This is a genomic window from Bifidobacterium sp. A11 (assembly GCF_000499185.1).
Lineage (GTDB): Bacteria > Actinomycetota > Actinomycetes > Actinomycetales > Bifidobacteriaceae > Bombiscardovia > Bombiscardovia mizhiensis.
The window spans coordinates 1-22,899 of record NZ_AWUO01000016.1 but is presented as its reverse complement, the minus strand read 5'-3'; the positions used below and the strand labels follow the sequence as shown (position 1 = coordinate 22,899).

Below are 22,899 nucleotides of genomic sequence, written 5' to 3'. Positions count from 1 at the left end.
AACACAACGGAGCCACCCATTTCTCTTTTGCTTCCGCTCGGCCGGAAGAATCAATAAGCCAGACAGAAGAACCAGATAGAACAAAACTCCTCAGGCAGCACAAGATCAATCTCCCTGGACTTGCTAGGACCTCGATAGAGTTTTGAATAGGCATGTCCACCGGGGTGATAAAGTTGTTGCAGATGAGGCCGGGATTGTGCCCGGCGCGCGGCGGGGGATCCGGACTGGGGAGTTCCGGGCATGTAGCCGCAGTTCCTGGGGAAGGGGATCATGCTTATCATGCGTCAGCACCAGCACACGTCTATCGGACCGGCTATGGCCATCAGCACACTGCTGGCTGTCATCCTGCCTCTAGGCCTGCTTGCCGGCACCAGCGCCGATGCCAGCACTGAGGCCAGCGAGCCTGCTGTGTCCGGCGCGAGCGCGCCTGCCACAGCAGGAGGCACCGGGGGGGGGGGTCGTCAGACCCCTCGCGTAGCTAAGCAAAATTCGGGCATTTCCTCCAGCAAGGCAACGCTTCCAACTCCAACCACACCCCTATCTACACCATCACCCCTAGCTACATCCTCCCCGCTCAACACAACGCGGCTGCCGTCACCCACCATCCCAGAGCCCAATAAAAGAATCGCTGCAGATGAACATGTAAACGGCCGACCACAACCACGCTCATCCGCTCAACATACCGTCACCTTCAACAACCCTGAACAGCAAACCAGCACAGAACAAAAAATCACGGATGGAAATCGCGTAAGCCGACCTGCCAATCCCTCAAGAATCGGCTATATATTCGTCGGATGGCTCATAGGTGACACACCCGTGGCCTACGATTTCAGTCAGCCGGTCACCAGCGACATCACCCTGACAGCCCACTGGATAAAAGGCTCCAGTACCTGGAGCATTGATCCCGTCCATGGGCCAGCGAGCGGCAACACCAAGGTCACTCTTACTCCACCCGTCATACCTAATATTCGGTTCAGTCAATTCAGTGCCGGAGATAATTTTGCCGTGGCCTTGGGATCAGACGGCAACCTGTACAGCTGGGGATTCAACCAGGAAGGCCAGCTGGGACGTATAGCCAGCAGTAGCCTATACGATCCAAATCCCACACCCGGTAAAGTTGACAAACCCGCAAACGTATCATCCGACTTCACCTGGGTTCAGGTCAGCGCAGGAGACACTTTTGCCCTGGCTCTCGGTTCGGATGGCATTCTCTATAGTTGGGGTTCCAACGAATTCCGTCAGCTTGGGCGGGACGGGGTTTTCAATATCTTCGGCGGTGATCGGACGCCGAGGCCTGTAGACAAGCAGGAGACCATCAAATTCACCCGCATCAAGGCAGCAGCAAATCACGCTATGGCATTTGATTCCCTTGGAAATCTCTACAGCTGGGGATGGAACGAGTATGGGCAACTGGGTCATGATGGGGGAACTCAAGAAGTCAAAGAACCAACCAAAGTCGACAAACCTGCAAACGCTTCATCCAATTTCACTTGGATCGAGGCAAGCGGAGGGTTCTACGATACAGTGGCAATCGGTTCAGACGGCAACCTCTACAGCTGGGGGAACAACGATTTCGATCAACTGGGCCGCGACACCACCGATGCGACGAACAATCCTATTCCCGGCAAAATCGACAAACCTGCAGGTGTTCCCAGCGACTTCACATGGCTCCAGACAGGATCAGCCCATTACAATTCCATGGCCCTTGGCTCAGATGGGAACATTTATACCTGGGGATCGGATGAGCAAGAAATTATGCTGGGGCGCGATCTGAGCCTCAAAGTCGCCAACCGTCCGGCAGCTGTCTATAAACCCGCCAACGTCAATTACATTGACTGCATGACGACTGACTACCACTCCATAGGGGTCGGCTCAGACGGCAACCTCTACAGCTGGGGAACCGACGGTGACGGCGAGCTTGGGCAAGCTACACCAGTAAACGGCCCGGGAATTGTGTCCAAGCCTGACAGCAATCAGGATGACTTCACCTGGAAGCAGGCCAGCATAAACAATGGCTACACCATGGGGCTCGGCTCAGACGGCAACCTGTATACCTGGGGCTTCAACTATTACGGTGAACTCGGACACGGGGCCGTCAACGACGAAGAGCGCGGAGTGGTGTCAGCACTCGGCACACCCAACCTCACTGGCATGAAGTTCGACGAAACAACCATTACAGATCTGTCGAAGAACACGAATGAGGACACCTGGAACGCCACTACCCCGCCACATGCAAAGGGAAAGGCGGACGTGACTGTTCAATGGACCATAAATGGGGCGTCACAGCCGGATGTGCATTTGACCTATCGATACGACGGACCAAAATACACCGTCTCCTTCAGCAACGAAGACAACTCCTGCCCGGCATCTTCCGACATGCCCCAAAACCAGTCCGTCACTGAGGGAGAGCAGGCCATGCGCCCGTACCCCGATCCGAAGGCGGACAGCTGCCTGTTTGATGGTTGGTTCATCAAGGATGCCGATGGCGATTCCAAGGTCGCCTATGACTTCAGCCAGCCGGTCACCGCGGACATCACGCTGGTCGCCCACTGGAGCCCCGCCGACAACGGCAAATGGTCGATCAACCCGATCAAGGGCAGCTCGATGGGCGGCCAGCAGGTAACCATCACGCCACCCAAGACCAGCCGGGGCATCCGCTTCAACCAGATCAGCGCCGGCGGCTCCCAAAACAGGGAGATGCGCGGTTTCTCAGTAGGCGTGGCCAGCGACGGGAACGCCTACGCTTGGGGCAACAACAGGTACGGACAACTGGGCACCGGCGACAATAAACAGCAGGACAAACCAACCGAGATTTTCAAGCCGGAGGGCGTGAAGAAAGACTTCACCTACACGCAGATTTCGGCAGGGGGCGCACACACCCTAGCCATCGGCTCCGACGGCATCGTTTACAGCTGGGGACACAACGATTTCGGCCAGTTAGGCAATGGCAGCACGGATACGAACGTCCACGCCAAGCCGGAAGCCGTCATCAACCCCAGTACGGATCAGCCGCTCCAGGCCATCCAAGTCAGCGCCGGAGCCTGCGACTCGGTCGCCATCGATACTGCGGGCAAGGTCTACAGCTGGGGAAGCGAGGCCACAACCCTGGGCGACAATGTCAACACTGCAAATTCCGACTCTAAACCGAAGCCCACCCCGGTAGCCGACCCAGGCGGCACCAACCAGGGTCTGCATGCAGTCCAGGTCAGCGCCAACTGGAGCTTCATCATGGCCTTGAACGCGGATGGCGACATATACGCCTGGGGCTACAACAACTGGGGGCAACTCGGCAATGGCTCCTCAACCAACAATACTTGGACCGTCTACTCCTCCGACCCCACGCTGGTGCGCGATCCCACGGATACCAGCAAAGGGCTGAAAGCAACCCGAATCAGCGCAGGCGCTTGGCATGCTCTGGCCATCGATAAGGACGGCACAGTATGGGCATGGGGAATGAACAACAACGGTCAGCTAGGCTTCAGCACCGACTATCAGACATCGTCCAAGCAAGTGACATTGCCTAAGCAGGTGCCCAATGTCAAAGCCCAGCAGATCAGCGCAGGCACATGGAATTCTCTGGCCATCGGCCAGAACGGCACTGCCTGGGGATGGGGCAACAATGCTAACGGCCAGTTGGGTGACGGCACCACAGGCAAGCGAGCCACGCCCAGGCCAGTCTCGGCCCCCTCAGATCAGGGCAGCGTCGGCACCGGGTTCGCATCCGTACGAATCAGTGCAGGATGGAGCCATTCCGTAGCGATCGGCCAAGACGGCAAGGCCTACGCCTGGGGCGACAACCGCTACAGCCAGCTTGGATCCGAGCAAAGCATGACGCAGAGCCGCACGCCGACTCTGGTGGCATTCAACCCGGTGCTGATGATCACCGGTGTCAGATTTGACCAGACGGCCGTAGACACCCTGCAACAGAACTCTGACGGCTCTGTTTCTCTGGCCACGCCCGCCCATAACCCGGGACAGGCTGATGTCATCGTCGACTGGACCCTGGGCGGGATCGCCCAGCCCCAGGCGCATCTGACCTACACCTACGAAGGCATCCTGCCCCACGCCGGCAGCAGCGGGATCATGATCCTACTGGCCGCCGGAATGCTGGCCGCCGCCGGCGCCGCAGCAGCAGGACGCCACCGGCGCGAATCCCGCAGCCTGCAAGTCTGAAGACTTCACCCGAGTAAGCAGCCGGACCATACCCCAAGATGGCCCGGCCAAACAGGGTGGCCCCGCAGTCCCCAACACAGCGGAGCCACCCACCCCCTCTTCACCTCATTTCCCTCTCACATCAACCACAGCACCGAAAGGAAAAACAACGTAATTTAAACATCCGCAAGGCAGCAACTAGTTGCCTGCAACCCCGCCAAATTGCAGTCCGGCAGTCAATGTGTGTAGACCGTGGTAGCATTAAGACCTATAAGCCGGGGAAGTTCTCGGTAGGCAGCTCGTTTTTTCTTGGGGTTTTTATTGGAGAGTTGCTGATTTTGAGGAAGGGGATCGCACCCATCATGCGTCATCGTCGGAAAAAGCAGATTCGGCCGTCCACTGTTGCTGGCCTTCTACTCGCGATTATCCTGCCTACCAGCCTTCTGACTGGCCTTGCTGCTACTGCCGAGCCAGTCACGAACGAGTCTAGAGCAGCCAGCGCGAGCGCGCAGACTGCTCTAAATGGCACCGGGGGGGGGGTCGACCGACCGCTCGGGTAGATAAACAAAACCCCGGCCCTTCCTCCAGCACCGTAAACTCGCAGAGCCCGTCAACAAAACCTGCGACACCGTCTTCACCTACAGCAACCCCAAACACTTCAACAGCGCCTTCCACCGCGCCAGGCACTTCAGATTCCCCGTCGGGTACTACCGCGCCCCAGAATCCCACCAAGCCGAATCCTTCTTCCGACTCCTCCCCAGCTCCGACGACCACGCCGTCTGAAAATAATCCCAAGGATTCTGACAAGGCCAGCAAAAACAGCGGAAACTCAGTCCAGCCACGCTTGTCCTCATACAAAGTAATTTTCGACAGCACGATAGGTTCGTCAGTATTACCGTCAACACTCGACCCAGGAAGTAGAGTGGTACGTCCCCCAGATCCCTACTGCAAAGGTTATACCTTTGTCGGCTGGTTCATTGGGAATACCGCCTATGACTTTACCCAGCCCGTCACCTCAAACCTCACGCTGACAGCTCACTGGGTCAAGGGCCTCAATTCCTGGAGCCTTAGCCCTAGCCATGGTCCTGCCGACGGCAACACAACAGCCACCCTGACCCCGCCGGCCATAGGAGATATTCGCTTCAGCCAGTTCAGCGCAGGAAAAGACTTTTCGATAGCCATCGACTCGCTCGGAGTGCTATACAGCTGGGGGAACAACAGCGAGGGGCAGTTGGGACGCATACCAACCGCCAGCGAACCTGCCAATCAGCCTGGACGAGTAGACGTGCCAGATGGCACCCGCTTCATCCAGGTCAGCGCAGGAGACGAATATGTTGTGGCCATCGATATCAGTAACCATCTATACAGCTGGGGAAGCAATGAAAAAGGCCAGTCAGGACTAGGGTCCGTCCACTCATCAAGCCACGTGCCAACTCAGGTGATCCCATTTGCAGATTCCTCCAAAACTTTTGTTCAAGTCAGCGCAGGACCAAACTATGCGCTGGCTACATCCTCGGACGGAACTGCGTACAGCTGGGGAGACAACAGCAGCGGCCAGCTTGGACGAGATACCGACGGACTCCATGGTGAGAGTTATGGGAACGCGTACCCGAACCCGGTGTCGCTGCCAAAAGGTGTGAAGATCACCCAGGTAACGGCAGGCGGCAAGTCCTCCCTTGCGCTCGCATCTGACGGTAGCGCCTACAGCTGGGGAGACAACAGCAGCGGCCAGCTGGGACGTACACCCACCGCCAGCGAACCGGCCAATCGGGCATACAAGATAAATACGGCGGACGGCATGAGCTTCAGCCAGATCAGCGCAGGATACCGCCACACACTGGCTATCGATTCAGATGGCAATGCATACAGCTGGGGGTACGGCGGCACCAGCCAGCCCAGCAAGGTAGCTCTGCCCAACGGCATCAAAACGAAGCTTGTCAGCGCGGGATACGACTATTCCCTGGCGACTGGTTCCGACGGCAACATATATAGCTGGGGAGACAACAGCAGCGGCCAGCTGGGACGAAATACTGGTGGTGAGACCACAAACCAGCCGGACAAAGCGAACATGCCCGACGGCGTCACCTATGCCCAAGCCATTGCAGGGTACAGACACACCCTTGCCCTTGGCTCAGACGGCAACCTCTACAGCTGGGGTGACAATAGCAGCGGTCAGCAGGGCACCGGCACCTCCAGCGGTGTGCCAGCAACGACCCCCAGCAAGGCAGACTACCCACAAGCATGCAAATTCGTCAGCGCCAAACTGGATGGAACCCCGATTACCGACTTGACCAAAAACCAGAACGGCACCTTGAGTTTCCGCACCCCTGCGCACGAAAAGGGCCAGGTGGACGTAACAGTCGCCTGGACCAGGAACGGTCATCAGCCCGATGCACACCTGCCTTACAAGTATGATGGTTCAACGTACTCGGTCACCTTCGACAGCGCGGGTGGTACACCAATACCAGATACCCAGCAGGTCATGGATGGCGATCAGGCTGCTCGCCCGGACAAGGATCCAGCCAAGGACGGCTATCTGTTCGACGGCTGGTTCCTCAAAGACTCCAAGGGCGACTCCAATATAGCCTACGACTTCAATCAGCCCGTCACCGGGGACATCACCTTGGCCGCCCACTTCAGTCCCGTCTCGCACTGGACCATCGACAAGAAAGAGGGACCAGAAACTGGCGGTAAGAGCGTCAAACTTACCCCACCGCAAGGCACACGCGGAATCCGCTTCTCTTGGATCCAATCAGGAGATGATTTTTCTCTGGCTCTCGGTTCAGACGGCAACCTTTACAGTTGGGGTGTTAATTTTACTTACCAACTCGGACACACCACCTCAGGTAAGCCTGTCGTGGTGCAGACCCCCGCTGGAGTCCGCTATACCCAGGCCGCTGCAGGACAAAACTTCGCCTTGGCATTAGGCTCAGACGGCAATGTGTATACCTGGGGAGACAACACTAATGGACAGCTGGGACGCTACGTCTTCGGCATCAATGGCAATGCCCCCGACAAAGTCGCGCTGCCTGCGGGCATCCACTACACTCGAGTCTATGCGGGCGATGGCTTCGCCTTGGCATTAGGCTCCGATGGCAACCTCTACGCCTGGGGAGACGATAGAGGAGGCGCACTAGGGCAAGGCAGATCCGTATTCAGGAGCACAGACCCCCGTAAAGTAGCTGCACCCGAAGGCATCACATTCACCCAGGTTTTCACAGGTCCATTCAGCAAGCATGTCCTCGCCCTGGGCTCAGACGGCAACCTCTACAGCTGGGGATACAACGATTCGTCCCAACTGGGCCGCCAACGTACTCCGAGAACTGGGCTATATGACCCTCTGCCCTACAAAATAAAGGCACCAACCGGTGTCACTTTTACGCAAGCCAGCACGGGCCTGAACTTCTCGCTGGCTCTCGGCTCCGACAATAATCTCTACAGCTGGGGAGGCAACAACAAAGCTCAGTTGGGAAACACGGAACTGCTTTCTGCGACCCCTTCCAGGGTCGTCATGCCTTCAGGCGTTCACTTCACCCGGTTTGCGGCGGGAAGTTACTTTGTCCTCGCTTCAGGATCGGACGGCAGCCTCTACAGCTGGGGATATAATGATTGCGGACAACTTGGACGCACCACCAGTGGCATATCCGACTACCTGCCCACCAAAACGTACGCTCCAACGGGCATCACCCTCACTCAGCCTCAGGCAGGAAGAAACCACTCCTTAGCCATAGGATCAGATGGCAACACCTACAGCTGGGGAAAGAACGCCTTCGGTGCACTAGGACGCGACATCAGCGGCAACCAGGATCCGCATCCAGGCAAGATCGTCTTCCCCGGAGTCGGCATTCCCAATCTCGTTCAGTTCGGCAATACGAGCGGAATTTATCCGATCGACAACAATGACGGTACCTGGAAGGTGACCACACCGCCTTACACTCCAGGGCCGGTTACGGTGACCATCAACTGGACGCTGAACGGGGTTAAGCAACTTCCTGACACCAGCAACACCTACCTGTACACCTCCATCAGCGTCCTGCCTCGGGCCGGCGGCACTGGCATATTCCTGCCCCTAGCCGTCGGTCTGCTCATCATCATGGCAACCATCGCAGCGCGACGCCTGAGAAAGGCTAGAAGCCAGAAGCAGTAGACTTCGCACGAGTAAGCAGGTCCGGATTGCGTCTATCCCCCAAATCATGACGATCCGGACCTACAAGGGTGGCCCCGCATTCCCCCAACAGAGCGGAGTCACCCTTCTTTTTTCATTCGGGTGTTGCTCCCATTCTGACCCGTCCGTGCATGATAGCCTGTCAGCTAGCTGTCGGGATGGTCCCCGGCACACGTCTCGTGAAGCGACTTGGGGATTTTCATCATCGAGCCACCTGTTTGGGGAAAGGGGTTCGCAGCTATCGTGCACCATTGGGATGCTTCTGCCCGGCTATGCATTGCCGTGAGCCTTTTGCTTGCCATCATCCTGCCCACAAGTCTGATCATGGGTAGCCTCGCCACAGCCGACACCGACAGCGAACCTCTGGAGCAGACCGCAACAGGCCAGCCAACCCTGCAGGCCACGCCGACGACACCCCAGTCCCCACTGGCCACGCCCTCCCCACTGACACCCACACCCTCGCCACTAAACACAACACCCAAACACGATAAAACAACCGACAGCCGGCCTCAGACACGCTCGGCAACGCACACCGTCACCTTCGACAGCGCCGGCGGCAGCAGCATCGACCCTCAAAGCGTCGATGACGGCGCACAGGCCAGCCGTCCCGCCGAGGATCCGACCAGGGATGGCTACCTGTTCGACGGCTGGTTCACCAAAGACGCCAACGGCGACTCCAAAGTGGCCTACGACTTCACCCAGCCCGTCACCATAAACCTCACCCTGACCGCCCACTGGACCAAAGGCACCAGCGCCTGGAACCTCTCCCCCACCTCAGGGAAAACCACAGGAGGCGACAAGATCACCCTGGTCCCACCCGTCAAACCTGGCCTACGATTCAGCCACATCAGCTCGGGTCTATGGCATACTTTGGCGACAGGCTCGGATGGCAACCTCTACAGCTGGGGACAAAACAGAGCAGGTTTGGGACGCGACATCAACACGACACCAAGCGACGCATCGAATAAGGCACCAGAAGGCACCCCAGGCATCATCACCCCGCCGACCGGTGTCCACTTCACCCAGACCAGCGCAGGAATGTCCTATTCCCTGGCTATGGGCTCGGACGGCAACCTCTACAGCTGGGGGCAAAACGACAGCGGGCAGCTGGGGCGCAGCACCGCCAGCACGCCAGCTGACAGACCGGGCCTGGTCACCCCGCCAACCGGCATCCACTTCATCCAGTTCACCGCCGGATACTCGCAATCCCTGGCCGTGGGCTCGGACGGCAACCTCTACAGCTGGGGAAACAACACCTTCGGCCAGCTGGGACGCGACACGGGATCAGCCACCCACGACGCCACGCCGGGCAGAGTGTCAATGCCAACAGGCATCACCTGCATCCAGATCAGCGGGGGAACCTTCTATACCATGGCTCTGGGTTCGGACGGCAACGTTTACAGCTGGGGAAGCAACACCAATGGCCAACTCGGACGCTACACCAACAGCGAAAAGCCGGGAGCCTTGCCGAACAAAGTGATCCTGCCGACAGGCGTTACGAAATACACCGCGATCGCCGCAAGGGGATGGTGTTCTCTGGCTATGGGCTCGGACGGCAACCTCTACAGCTGGGGTTACAACAATTATGGCCAGATGGGACGCGACACCGACGACTCCATATCAAACACCAAGCCAGGCAAAGTGACGCTGCCCGCAGGCGTCACGAGATTCACCCAGTTCATCGAAGGAAACCAGCACACCCTGGCCGTGGGCTCGGACGGCAACCTCTACAGCTGGGGACGCAACCTCGACGGCCAGCTGGGACGCGAAACCAACGATATGAGAAATGTCGCACCGGGCAAAGTGTCCCTGCCGGCAGGAGTCAGCTGCGTCCAGATCAACGCAGAAGATACCTCTTCCCTGGCCCTGGGCTCTGACGGCAACCTCTATAGCTGGGGAGACAACAGCCGAAGCCAGTTGGGGCGCACGACCAATGGCCGTTCTGACGCCCACCCCGACACAGTCACATTCCCCGAAGTTCCCAGGCCCGTGAGCGTCAGCTTCGGCGGAGCACTCGGCACCAACCTCAAGGCCGAGTCGAACGGCACCTGGAGCGTCACCACGCCCCAGCATGCAGCAGGCAAGGCTGATGTCACCATCATCTGGAGCATGAACGGCCAGCAGCCCGACACCCACCTGACCTACCAATACGTGAACGCTTACAATGTCGTTTTCTCTTCCGACAGTGACTCACCTCCGGCGCCCTCGGGCATGCCCGGGCCCCAGTCCGTCACCGAAGGCAAGCAGGCCACACGGCCGACCGCAGACCCGACCAGAGACGGCAGCCTGTTCGACGGCTGGTTCCTCAAGGACGCCAACGGCCATTCCAATGTGGCTTATGACTTCAGCCAGCCCGTCACCAGCAGCATCACCTTGGTCGCCCATTGGAGCCCGGCAGACATCGGGAGCTGGGCAATCAGCCCGAATAACGGCGATGCCCAGGGCGGTCAGCAGGTGACCATTACTCCGCCCAAAATAGGCCGGGGCATCCGCTTCAACCAGATAAGCGCCAGCGATAATTTTACCGGCTTTTCCGTAGGGGTGGCCAGCGATGGAAATGCCTACGCCTGGGGCGACAACGAGTACGGGCAACTGGGTCAGGATCCGAGTACGACGACCACACAGAATGCGCCGACCAAGGTCCCCATGCCTGACGGCGTACCCATCGGGTTCACCTACACTCAAGTGGCCGCAGGCGGAGCACACGTGCTGGCCATTGGCTCCGACCAGACCATCTACAGCTGGGGCCAAAATCAATATGGCCAGCTTGGCGACGGCAGCACGCAAGACCGCTCCAAGCCACAACCTGTCAAGGGTTCGGATGGCCAACCCTTCAAGGCCACTCAGGTGACCGCGGGCTTCACCGACTCGGCAGCCATCGACCTGAATGGGCGCGTCTACGTCTGGGGCAGCGAAACCAACGGCCAGAGGACCTATAGCGCGTCCAAACTGACGCCGACCCTGGCCAAGGATCCCAGCGGCTCCGACAAGGGGCTGAAGGCTGTCCAGGTAAGCGCAAGATACGGCTTCCTCATGGCCCTGGACTCCAACGGCAACGTATACACCTGGGGATACAACAACCACGGACAGCTCGGCAACGGCCAAAGCACAGGAAAATACAGCACCGCATATGTTGCCGACCCAGCTCCCGTGCCCGATCCCAAGGACGCCAGCAAGACCTTTAAGGCCAGGATGATCAGCAGCGGTGAAGTCCACGCACTGGCCATCGGTCAGGACGGCACAGCCTGGGCATGGGGATTGAACGCGGATGGCCAGATCGGCGATGGCACGCTAACCGACCGGTCCACACCCACGCAGGTGAAAAACCCTGCTGATCCCAGCCAGGGATTCAAGGCCACCCAAATTATCGCCGGAGCCACATCTTCGCTGGCCGTCGACCAGAGCGGCAAAGCCTGGGGATGGGGAGAAAACATTTTTTATCAGTTGGGCAGCAATCAGGACACCTTCGAACTGCTCGTCCCCTCGCAAGTGTCACCCCCTGCCGGACAGGGCAACGCAGGCGAGGGGTTCGCAGTCGCGCGGATCAGCGCAGGATCGGCTTGTTCCCTGGCCATCGGTCAGGACGGCAAGAGCTACAGCTGGGGATACGACTACCGTGGGCAACTCGGCATCGGCAGCAACAGCGGTACGAAGATCATTACGCCGACGCTGGTGGCGCTATACCCGCCGCCGCTGATTACCGGCGTCAAGTTCGACCGAACAGCAGCCAACAGCCTGCAGCAGAACGCGGACGGGTCGGTCACCCTGACCACGCCAGCCCACAACCCGGGACTGTCTGATGTAATCGTGGACTGGTCCCTGGGTCCCGCCAACCAAGCCCCGACCCACCTCAGCTATACCTTCAAAGGCATTCTGCCCCTCACAGGCAACACGGGGGTACTCCTCCTGCTCGCCTCCGGCCTGCTTGCCGCCGCCGGTGCTCTGGCAGCCAGACGCCACAGGCACGAATTCACTTCGCTCGAGTAAGCGGTCGGGCCGCATCCCAAGAACGGCCCGACCTTGATGGGTGGCTCCACACCCCCGCTAACACCAGGGAGCCACCCATTTTCATTTTTACCTCTGCGCCTAGAGGAAAATACCTGCATCCCAACTTGACATAATATTTTTTACTCGTTTTATCCGAGTGTTGCTCCCCTTCAGACCCAAACCTGCATGCTAGCGTTTTTTCTAGCAACCGGGAACGTGCCCGGCATGCAGCCGATGAAAAAACTTGGGGTTTTCATCATCGGACCGCCTTACCTTGGGAAAGGGGTTTGTAGCGATCATGTGCCATCCGGACGTGTCTTCCCGGTCAGCCATTGTTGTAGACCTTTTGAAGGTCATCGTCATTCTTCCAGCCAGCATGATCATCGGCGGCCTCGCCGCGGCCGACGCCGTCGCGAAACCGATCAGCCCACCCCAGCAAACAGACGCTTCCATCAGCACAGCAACAGGCCGCGCTCAGGCAGGCTCAACCTCGTACCAGGTCGTCTTCGACAGCGACAACGGCAGCAGTGTCGACTCACAAACCATTGCCGAAGGCACCCAGGCCAGTCGTCCCGCCGAGGATCCAACCAAGGACGGCTACCTGTTCGACGGCTGGTTCACCAAAGACGCCAAGGGCGACTCCAAGGTGGCCTACGACTTCACCCAGCCCGTCACCACAAACCTCACCCTGACCGCCCACTGGACCAAAGGCACCAGCGCCTGGAACCTCTCCCCCACCTCAGGGAAAACCACAGGATACGCCAAGATCACCCTGACCCCACCCACCACACCAGACATACGCTTCAGCCATATCGTCCCAGCAAAAGAAGAAGGCTCCCAAGCCATAGCCTCGGACGGCAACCTCTACAGGTGGGGAAACACCAACTACAAATTGGGGACTCCTGAAGAAGAAAAACGCACGCCAAGCCTGGTCAACCCGCCGGCTGGCGTCCACTTCACCCAGGTCAGCACAGGCAACTTCCATTTCCTGGCCATCGGTTCAGACGGCAACCTCTACAGCTGGGGACACAATGCCGACGGAGAACTGGGACGTGAAACTGTCAGCACAACACCAAACGACAACTCCCAGATAGACAATCAGCCGAGGCTGGTCACTCCACCGGCCGGCGTCCACTTCACCCAAGCATGTGCAGGCAAATGGCATTCCCTTGCGCTGGGATCGGACGGCAACCTCTACAGCTGGGGACAAAACAAGTACGGCGAACTTGGACGTGACACGGGTTCTGCCATATACGACGTCAAGCCAGGCAAGGTGAACTTGCCGAAGGGCATCACAAAAATCACTCAAATCAGTGCAGGAACCTTCTACTCCATGGCTCTGGACTCGGACGGTGACCTTTACAGCTGGGGTGACAACACTTATGACGAGCTGGGACGCTACGCCGGCGGATATCCCTTCCGTGACCGTTCACCGCGCAAGATGATCATGCCGGCAGGCGTCAAGAAATTCACTTGGATCAAGGCTGGAGAATGGACATCCCTGGCCACCAGCTCAGATGGCAGTCTCTACAGCTGGGGATGGAACGAATATGGCCAGCTAGGACGCAACACCGCCCCGGCGAGACAAGACCGCACACCGCGCAAGGTGACCATGCCGGCAGGCGTCGCGAAGTTCACCCAGGTCAGCGCAGAACACAGGCATTCCCTGGCTTTAGGTTCGGATGGCAACCTCTACAGCTGGGGACTAAACGATTGCGAACAGCTGGGCCGCGACACCGGGTCAGCCAAATACGACGTCAAGCCGGGCAAAGTGCCTACACCAGCAGGTGTCGCACAATTCACCGAGGTCAGCGCCGGCTATTCCCACTCCCTGGCCATCGGCTCCGACGGTAACCTGTACAGCTGGGGACAAAACAAGTATGGCGAACTGGGACGCCCCACCAGCGGCAAGTACGACAGCAGCCCCGGCATGGTCGCATTCCCCGAGGATCCCAAGCCCGTTAACGTGAGTTTCAGCGGTACACCCGGAACCAACCTCGACCCCAACTCGGACGGCACCTGGAGCGTCACCACGCCCCCGCATGACCATGGCAGAGTAGATACAGTCATCACCTGGAGGATGAACGGCGAGCGTCCAGACGCACACTTGTCCTACAGGTACCTAGGCAATTATCTCATCGTTTTCGACCCCGACGGTGGCACTGGGTTCGGTTTCCAAATCGTCACTGAGGGAAACCGACTGAAACCCCCCGCCAAGGATCCAACCAAGGATAAACACCTGTTCGACGGCTGGTTCATCGGCGAAACAGCCTATGACTTCAGCAGGCCAGTCACCGACAAGGTGACCCTGACCGCCCACTGGAGCAGTGCTGAAAGCAACAGGTGGAAGCTCGACAAGGACAACGGGCCCGAGTCAGGCGGCCAGACCGTCAAGCTGACTCCACCGCCAGCACGCGGCATCCGTATCAGCCAGGCTGACGGAGGAGACCTCCATTCCGCAGCCGTGGGCTCCGACGGCAGCCTCTACACCTGGGGAGACAACAGCCACGGCCAGCTGGGCCGCGACACCACCGACAAACAGGACAGCCATCCGAGCAAGGCGGATACCCCTGCAGGCGTCAACTTTGTCCATGTCAGCGCAGGCTACGGATTTTCCGTGGCCCTGGCCTCGGATGGCAGCCTCTACAGCTGGGGCGACAACAGCCGAGGCCAGCTGGGCCGTACCGTCACCAGCAACAACCCAGCCAACAGGCCCCACAAGGTTGAGGCCCCGGCAGGCATCACCTTCGTCCAGGCAAGCGCAGGCGGAACCCATGTCGTAGCCCTAAGCTCGGATGGCAACATCTACACCTGGGGAGACAACAGCGCTGGGCAGCTGGGCCGTACCGTCACCAGCAACAACCCCGCAGACAAACCCGGCAAAGCCGATACCCCGGCAGATGTCATCTTCACCAGTGTCAGTGCAGGCTGGGGCCACACGGTGGCTGTGGACACGCAAGGCGACGTCTACACCTGGGGCGACAACACCCACGGCGAACTCGGTCGCAGCACCACTAGCACCCCTGCAGACAAGCCCGGCAAAGCCGACACCCCAGCAGGCATCACCTTCACCCAGGCCAGCGCAGGCGGAAGCCACTCCGTGGCCGTAAGCGACGACGGCAGCATCTACACCTGGGGCAATGCCGCCAACGGACGCCTGGGCCGCGACACCAGCAGCACCCCCGCAGACAAGCCCGGCAAGGCCGCCACCCCGGCAGGGGTCACCTTCACCCAGGCCAGCACAGGAGGCGCGCGTTCCATCGCCTTGGGATCCGACGGCAACCTCTACACCTGGGGAGACAGCGGCAAAACCTCGTCAGACAGGCCCAACAAGGTGGATACGCCGGCAGGGATCACCTTCACTCAGGCCAGCGCAGGAGCATCGTACTGCATGGCCCTGGGATCCGACGGCAACCTCTACAGCTGGGGAGACAACGCCAAGGGCCAGCTCGGCCGCGACACCACCGATACTCAGGCCGCCAGCCCGGCCAAGGACACCTTCCCCAGGCCTGGCATCCCCACACACGTCCAGTTCGACAATGTGGAAGCCTCCGACCTGACCAGGAACTCCGACGGCACCTGGACGGTGACCACGCCGGCACACATGCCCGGCACATCAACCGTCACCATCGAATGGAGACTGAACGGAGCAGCCCAGACCCCCGACACCAGCAACACGTATCGGTACAACTCCATCAGCGTGTTGCCCAGGGCCGGCGGAGGCGGCCTGCTCCCCCTGCTCATCGCCGGGCTGCTCGCCTTTGCATGCGCCGCAGCAGCCAGGCGCCACAGGCTGGAAACTCTCAGCCGACAACAATAAAGACTTCCCTCGTGTAAGCAGGTCCGGGTTATCACTATCCCCAACACACTCCCGGACCACACGGGTGGCCCCAACTCCCCCAACACAAAGGGGCCACCCATATACTTCTGCCAGAACGGCATTGGCCTTATCTCTGACTAGCGGCTTGTCCCTTCTGATCCTCGCAAAACAGGGGATAAGCCACCGAGAAGGGCGGCCAGATCAGATTGGTGCCCTCAGTCATGCCTCTCTTTCCTTCGTCTGAGTATTCAGCCCGATTTGCTTCCAGACAGATAGAAGTCTGGAAGTTGAAGCACTGATTGGCGAAGCAACGCTTAACAGAAGGCTGGGTCTCCTTGCATTCGTGCGCCTAGCTCCGGCACGTGTGTGTTGTTTTCTGGCTGGGTGGTAGGGTGAGAATCGGGGGATGTCGAGAAGACAGCTGGCTTCCGTCAGGATTCACGCAATCTGTTGCACGGACTGACATTGAGCAATGGGTGGTTTTCCGACAGGTAGAACTTTATTAGGCAGGCGGTGTTGATACCGCTTGGTGTTTGGTGAAGGGGTTTTGGTTTCATGCATCTGGTTTCCCGTCTGCGTCGCATCATGGCGATGATGACCGTCCTGATCAGCCTGCTGGCAGGCCTGGGCGTCGCATCCGCCCAGGCGGACGCTCCCATACTCACCGGGGGGGGGGTCGGTCAGACCCCTCGCGTAGCTGACGGAACCCCCGGCACCCTCCCCAGCAACGCAACCAGCACACCACTGCCCACACCCTCACCAATACAAACCACCACACCATTAAGTTCCGCAACACCAAGCCCGGGCACCCCGTCATCGACAACAAAATCACACGGCAGCGCGGACTCTACACCGGCTAAATCAGACGAAAAAACAGATACTCAAGCCTCGCACATAGTGCGCTTTGACGCCGCCGATGGCAGCAAGCCAACTCAGTCAACCGTGAAAACCGGCACTCTCGCATACCCTCCGGAAAAGAACCCTGTGCGCGAAGGTTTCCAGTTCGACGGATGGACACTCGACAGTCAGCCTTTCGACTTCCAGACCCCTACTCTCCAAGACACGACCCTGAAAGCCCAATGGACCAAGACCGCGGACTGGACGCTGAACCCGAACCACGGACCCGCCACCGGAGCCCGGCTGACCATCAGCCCGCCCGAAAGGCGGGAGCCTAAGTTCGCCAGCATCCAAACTTCAGGAAATCAAATTGTTGGCTTGACCGGCGACGGCCGCATCTACACATGGACGCAGGACAGCACACCCAGGCAGGTTCCCACCCCCGCCCAGGCTCCCGACGGGTTCCACTACCTGCAGGCCGCATCCGGCAGCCGATGGCAGGCGGCGCTCGGATCCGACCAGAAGATCTACACCTGGAACAGCCAACAGCCCACACCCACCATCCTTAACGCCGATGGGAACATCCGATTTACCAGCATCAGCATGAACGATGACCGGCTGCTTGCCGTGAACCAGCAGGGACGAATCCACACCTATCAGGCCAGCGATGCCGACAGTCAGGATCTGAACCTGAAATTCACAAAGCAGGCCGCAACCAGCCTGCCTGGGCAGGCGCAGGCCGTCCTCGCCGTCGCTTCCGGCAGCCAGACTCTCATCGTGGACGCGGACGGGCAAGCCTGGACCTGGGATACGAGCAACACCGGAAAAGCCAAACCCACAAGCATCAAGCAAGACCCGGGCATGCGCATCATTCAAGCCCAGGCTCTCTTCCAGGGGTCCCTCCTGCTGGACGCGGACGGGCAGGCCTGGTACCTGGCCGACAGCACCACCGCCATGATCCAGGTCAGCCTGCCGGAAAGAATGAGATCCAGCAGGATCACCGCCAACAAGAACCAGGCCATGATCACCGGCACGGACGGCTATGTCTGGGCCTGGAAACCGGGCAGCAAGCCCACCCGGGCGGACAACGGAAACCAACAGTACGTGCAGGCCGCAAGCACCGGCAGCAGGATCACCGCCATCAGCAGGCAGGGCGGCATGTTCAGGTGGAGCCTGGACGGGCAGGGCCAGCCCGGCAAGCCAACCAGACTCGAGACCGCTACAGCGCCCACCCTGGAATCAGCCAGCCTGGACGGCCAAGCATTGACGCTCAGCAGGAACAACGATTCATGGCAGGCGGACATGCCCACCCATAAGCCGGGGCCAGCCGTCATCCTCATCGCCGGCAGGCAGGATGGCCGGACTTTCACCAGGAGCCTCAACTACACGGTCGACCAGACCCTGACACGAGACACCGCACCAAGATCCACGCTCACGGTCCACTTCGACACGGGCGGAGGAAAACCAGAACCAGCAGACCAGCAATTCCCTACTCCGTATGGGAGGGTGAAGCGCCCCTCCCCCGACCCGACGCGCCAAGGCTTCCTGTTCGACGGATGGTTCGTGGGCGAAGTCGCCTACGATTTCAGCAGGCCCGTCAGCAAGGACCTGACCCTGGCCGCCCACTGGACGCCGGCAGGCCGGAACAGCGGGTGGAGCATCAGCCCTGATAAGGGCAGCCAGCTGGGCAGGGAATCCACGACCATCACCCCGCCTGACAGCGCCAGCCGGGGCATCAGATTCAACCAAGTCAGCGGAGGAAAAAACAATGGCTATGGTTTTTCCTTGGCGGTGGGCAGCGACGGCAACGCCTACGCCTGGGGATACAACATCTATGGCCAGCTCGGCGACGGGACGAGTGCCAGCTACCGGACTACGCCGGTCATGGTGAAGACACCCGACCGCAACATGTACCCGGACCTGCCCAAGGACTTCACCTACCTGCAGGTCAGCGCCGGAGCCTATCATTCGCTGGCCCTGGGCAGCGACGGCAACGCCTACGCCTGGGGAAGCAACAGCAGTGGCCAGCTCGGCGGCGGAACGACCACCAGCCCGAATACGCCGGTCAGAGTGAAGACACCCGACCGCAACACGTACCCGGACCTGCCCAAGGATTTCACCTACGTGCAGGTCAGCGCCGGAGCCGATCATTCGCTGGCCGTGGGCAGCGACGGGAACGCCTACGCCTGGGGATACAACATCTATGGCCAGCTCGGCAACGGAACGACCGGCACCAGCCAGACTACGCCGGTCAGAGTGAAGACACCCGACCGCAACACGTACCCGGACCTGCCCAAGGACTTCACCTACATGCAGGTCAGCGCCGGAACTAATTTTTCGCTGGCCGTGAGCAGCGACGGCAACGCCTACGCATGGGGATGGAACTACAATGGCCGGCTCGGCGACGGAACGATCCACAGCCAGATTACGCCGGTCAGGGTGAAGACACCCGACCGCAACACGTACCCGGACCTGCCCAAGGATTTCACCTATCTGCAGGTCAGCGCCGGAGGCGATCATTCGCTGGCCGTGGGCAGCGACGGATACGCCTACGCATGGGGATGCAACTACTATGGTAACCTCGGCAACAACACCGCCAGCGGGACCGGTGACACGAATCCTGTTCCTAAGCGCGTGCGCGACCCCGCCAGCCCCGCCGACACGAGCAAAGGACAGCAAGCCACGCAGGTCAGCGGCGGATACCATCTTTCGCTGGCCGTGAGCAGCGACGGCAACGCCTGGGCATGGGGATACAACCAGTATGGCCAGCTCGGCAACGGCGATACCACCCTATCGAGGGTTCCTGTGCCGGTGTCGTTCAACCTGCAGCTGGTGATCACCGGCGTCAGGTTCGACCAGACCGCTGTATCAGGGCTGACGCGCGGCGATGGCAATAGCGTCAGCGTGTTCACGCCCGCGCACCTGCCGGGCACGGTCACGGTCAGCGTGGACTACACGCTGGGCGGCGCACCTCAAACGCCGGACACCTCCCTCCAATACACGTACCTGCCAGCAGGCGTGCTCCCCAAGGCCGGAGGGGAAGGCATCCTGCTCGCCCTGGCCACCGGCGTGACCGGCATGGGCGGGGTGCTGGCATCCCGCCGCCACCGGAAGGAACAACGCCGACTATTGCACGCTTCGCACGAGTAAGAGCGGCCGGGCGGCGTATCAATCCCCCCGCCCCCGGCCCGTACAGGGGGAGCAGGGAGGACAAGTGCCAGTTAAGGCTCAAACCCCAAGAGAGCCGACACTTCCCTCCCGCGCCCCCACCACACTTCTGCAGGGGAAGCCGAGGGCAGGCATGCACGCCCCCGCCCCAGCCTGGGAGAGGAGGAAACACGGCCAGGCCGGCCAGAAGGCCTAACAGCCCCGAGCCAGCCCGGCCGCTGTTCATTTCCCTTCCCTTACCATTCTCATGATTTGGCGAGCAGCCGCCTTTACCCAACCATCGAGGTCATCGCCACCCAGGGCTCGGACCTGGCTCGTGTGTGTTGCCTGTTAATCCGGTGGTATGGTGAAAAATGTGGGGGCGTCGAGAAGACAACTGGCTTCCGCCATTGGCTCATGCAATCCGATGCAGGGCTGGCGTTGAAGGACAGAAGGGCTTTCCGACGGACAGAACTTTAAACAAACAAACGGCATTTGAATTCGTTTGGTGTTGGTAAGGGGTTTTGGTTTCATGCATGTGATTTCCCGTCTGCGTCGCGCGTCGGCGATGGTGATCGTCCTGATCAGCCTGCTGGCAGGCTTGGGCGTCGCATCCGCAAACGCGGCGGACGCTCCTGTACTCACCGGGGGGGGGGGTCGGTCAGACCCCTCGCGTAGCTAAGGGAACCTCCGGCACTCTCCCCAGCAACGCAACCAGCACTCCACTTCCGACCCCATCACCACTGACAACCACATCACCATTAAATCCCGAAACAACAGATCCGTCTGCTCCGTCATCGCCGACGGCTACTACAGGCAGTACGAATTCCGCTTCAACCAAGCCATCCGACAAGACGGATGATCAAGCCACGCACACGGTGTGCTTCGACCTGAATAACGGAAACAAGCCAACACAATCAACCGTGAAAACCGGCACCCTCGTCATCCCTCCAGAACACAACCCTGTACGTGAAAGCTTCCAGTTCGAAGGATGGACGCTTGACGATCAGCCCTATGACTTCCAGACGCCCATCCTGCAAGACATAACCCTGACTGCCAAATGGGCCAAAACCACGGACTGGACCCTAAGCCCGAACCATGGGCCCGCCACCGGCGCCCAGCTGACCATCAGCCCGCCCGACAAGCAGGAACCTCAATTTGCCAGTGTTCATGCCACAGGGGAGCAGATTGTGGGCCTGACCGGTGACGGCCGCATCTACACATGGACGCAGGACAGCACGCCCGTGCAAGTTCCTCTCCCAGCCCAGGCTCCCGACGGGTTCCACTACCTGCAAGCCGCAGCCGGCAGCCAATCGCAGGCCGCATTAGGATCCGACCAGCACATCTACACCTGGACCAACCAACAGGCCACGCCCACCATCCTCGACACCAGCCGGAACACCAGGTTCACCAGCATCAGCCTGAACGATGACCGACTGCTAGCCGTGGACCAGCAAGGGCAGGTCCACACCTTCCAAGCCAGCCAGCCCGGCACCCAGGACCAGAATCCGAAATTCGCAGAGCAAGTCACGACCAGCCTGCCGGGGCGGGCGCAGGCCGTCACCGCCGTCGCCTCCGTCAGCCGGATCCTCATCGTGGACGCGAACGGACAGGCATGGACCTGGGATGCAGACAACACCGGAAAAGCCAAACCCGTACGCGTCAGACAGAACCCAGGAATCCGCATCATCCAAGCCCAAGCCCTCAGTAAAGGAATCCTCCTGCTGGACGCGGACGGACAAACCTACCACATAGCCGACAGCACCACCAATCACACAGCTCTCAGCCTGCCGAGCGGTGCAAAGGCCAGCAGTATCTCCAGCAGCAAAGATCAGACCATAATCACCAGCACCGACGGCCACGTCTGGGCCTGGAAGCCCGGCGAAACCCCCAAGCGTGCAGACGACGGGAACCAGCAATATATGCAGACCGCCGAAGTCGGAAGCATGATCACCTCTATCAGCAAGCAGGGCGACATATACGAGTGGAGTCTGGACGGGCAGGGCCGGCCCGGCAAGCCAGCCCGGCTCGACACCGCCACAGCGCCTATCCTGGAATCAGCCAGCATGGACGGCCAAGCTTTGACGCTCAGCAGGAACAACGACTCATGGCAGGCGGACATACCCGCCCGCAAGCCAGGACCAACCACCATCCTCATCACCGGCAGGCAGGACAGCCGGCCCTTCACCAGAAACCTCAAGTACACGGTCGACCAGCCGCTGACCAGAGCCGACCGGCAGGGCACGACCTACACCGTCAGTTTCAATGCGGACGGAGGAAGCCCCGAACCAGGAGACCAGCATGTTTCCACCCCGTACGGCAGGGTGAAGCGCCCCTCCCCCGATCCGACGCATGAAGGCTTTCTGTTCGACGGGTGGTTCATCGGGCAGGTCGCCTATGATTTCAGCAGGCCCGTTACCAAGGATCTGACCCTGACCGCCAAATGGACTGAAAGACGGAACACCAAGTGGAACATCAGCCCCGACAAGGGCAGCCAGCTAGGCAGGGAATCCACCACCATCACCCCGCCGGACAGCGCCAGCCGAGGCATCAAGTTCAGCCAGGTCAGCGCAGGAAATGTCTACAACTCCGGCTACGGCTTTTCCTTGGCGGTGGGCAGCGACGGGAACGCTTACGCATGGGGACGCAACCAGTATGGCCAGCTCGGAGACGGAACAACCACCAGCCGGACTACGCCACTTAGGGTGAGGAAGCCTGACCGCAACACGGATCCGGACGTGCCCAAGGATTTCACCTACGTGCAGGGCAGCGCCGGATACGATTTTTCACT

General features: G+C 59.9%; 7 protein-coding genes. 6 read left to right on the top strand and 1 reads right to left on the bottom strand.

The features are described from left to right. Nucleotides 1-270 precede the first annotated feature (270 nt). Nucleotides 271-4,173 (top strand): InlB B-repeat-containing protein, encoded by a 3,903-nt coding sequence (locus P273_RS0108820; RefSeq protein WP_081709341.1) that lies wholly within the window; start codon nucleotides 271-273, stop codon nucleotides 4,171-4,173. A 465-nt stretch (nucleotides 4,174-4,638) separates the two neighbouring features. Here P273_RS0108820 and P273_RS10095 read toward each other — a convergent pair whose 3' ends face one another. Beyond that, the gene (locus tag P273_RS10095) at nucleotides 4,639-5,028 is read right to left on the bottom strand and encodes a hypothetical protein (RefSeq protein ID WP_172637272.1); all 390 of its coding nucleotides are present in this window, start codon (nucleotides 5,026-5,028) and stop codon (nucleotides 4,639-4,641) included. Between P273_RS10095 and P273_RS09680 the strand changes: the two genes are divergently transcribed. The 5 genes from P273_RS09680 to P273_RS09405 all read left to right on the top strand — a co-directional run. After that, nucleotides 4,997-8,299, top strand: a complete 3,303-nt coding sequence (locus P273_RS09680) for an InlB B-repeat-containing protein (protein ID WP_081709340.1) — start codon at nucleotides 4,997-4,999, stop codon at nucleotides 8,297-8,299. The two genes, P273_RS10095 and P273_RS09680, sit on opposite strands and share 32 nt — an antisense overlap. A 300-nt stretch (nucleotides 8,300-8,599) precedes the next feature. Next, nucleotides 8,600-12,304, top strand: a complete 3,705-nt coding sequence (locus P273_RS0108805; protein ID WP_172637271.1) for an InlB B-repeat-containing protein — start codon at nucleotides 8,600-8,602, stop codon at nucleotides 12,302-12,304. A gap of 298 nt (nucleotides 12,305-12,602) precedes the next feature. After that, a complete protein-coding gene (locus P273_RS09675; protein ID WP_024628078.1) occupies nucleotides 12,603-16,124 on the top strand; it encodes an InlB B-repeat-containing protein in 3,522 nt (1,173 codons plus the stop codon). A gap of 555 nt (nucleotides 16,125-16,679) precedes the next feature. Continuing rightward, nucleotides 16,680-20,111, top strand: coding sequence for an InlB B-repeat-containing protein (locus P273_RS09670; protein ID WP_081709339.1), 3,432 nt, complete (start codon nucleotides 16,680-16,682; stop codon nucleotides 20,109-20,111). A 920-nt stretch (nucleotides 20,112-21,031) separates the two neighbouring features. Next, on the top strand, nucleotides 21,032-22,899 hold a 1,868-nt coding region (locus P273_RS09405), incomplete at its 3' end, for an InlB B-repeat-containing protein (protein WP_034525063.1).

Bases quoted from the DNA above. Each gene is read 5' to 3' on its own strand.
- P273_RS0108820 (WP_081709341.1), top strand. From the start codon at position 271: ATGCTTATCATGCGTCAGCACCAGCACACGTCTATCGGACCGGCTATG.
- P273_RS09675 (WP_024628078.1), top strand. From the start codon at position 12,603: ATGTGCCATCCGGACGTGTCTTCCCGGTCAGCCATTGTTGTAGACCTT.
- P273_RS09670 (WP_081709339.1), top strand. From the start codon at position 16,680: ATGCATCTGGTTTCCCGTCTGCGTCGCATCATGGCGATGATGACCGTC.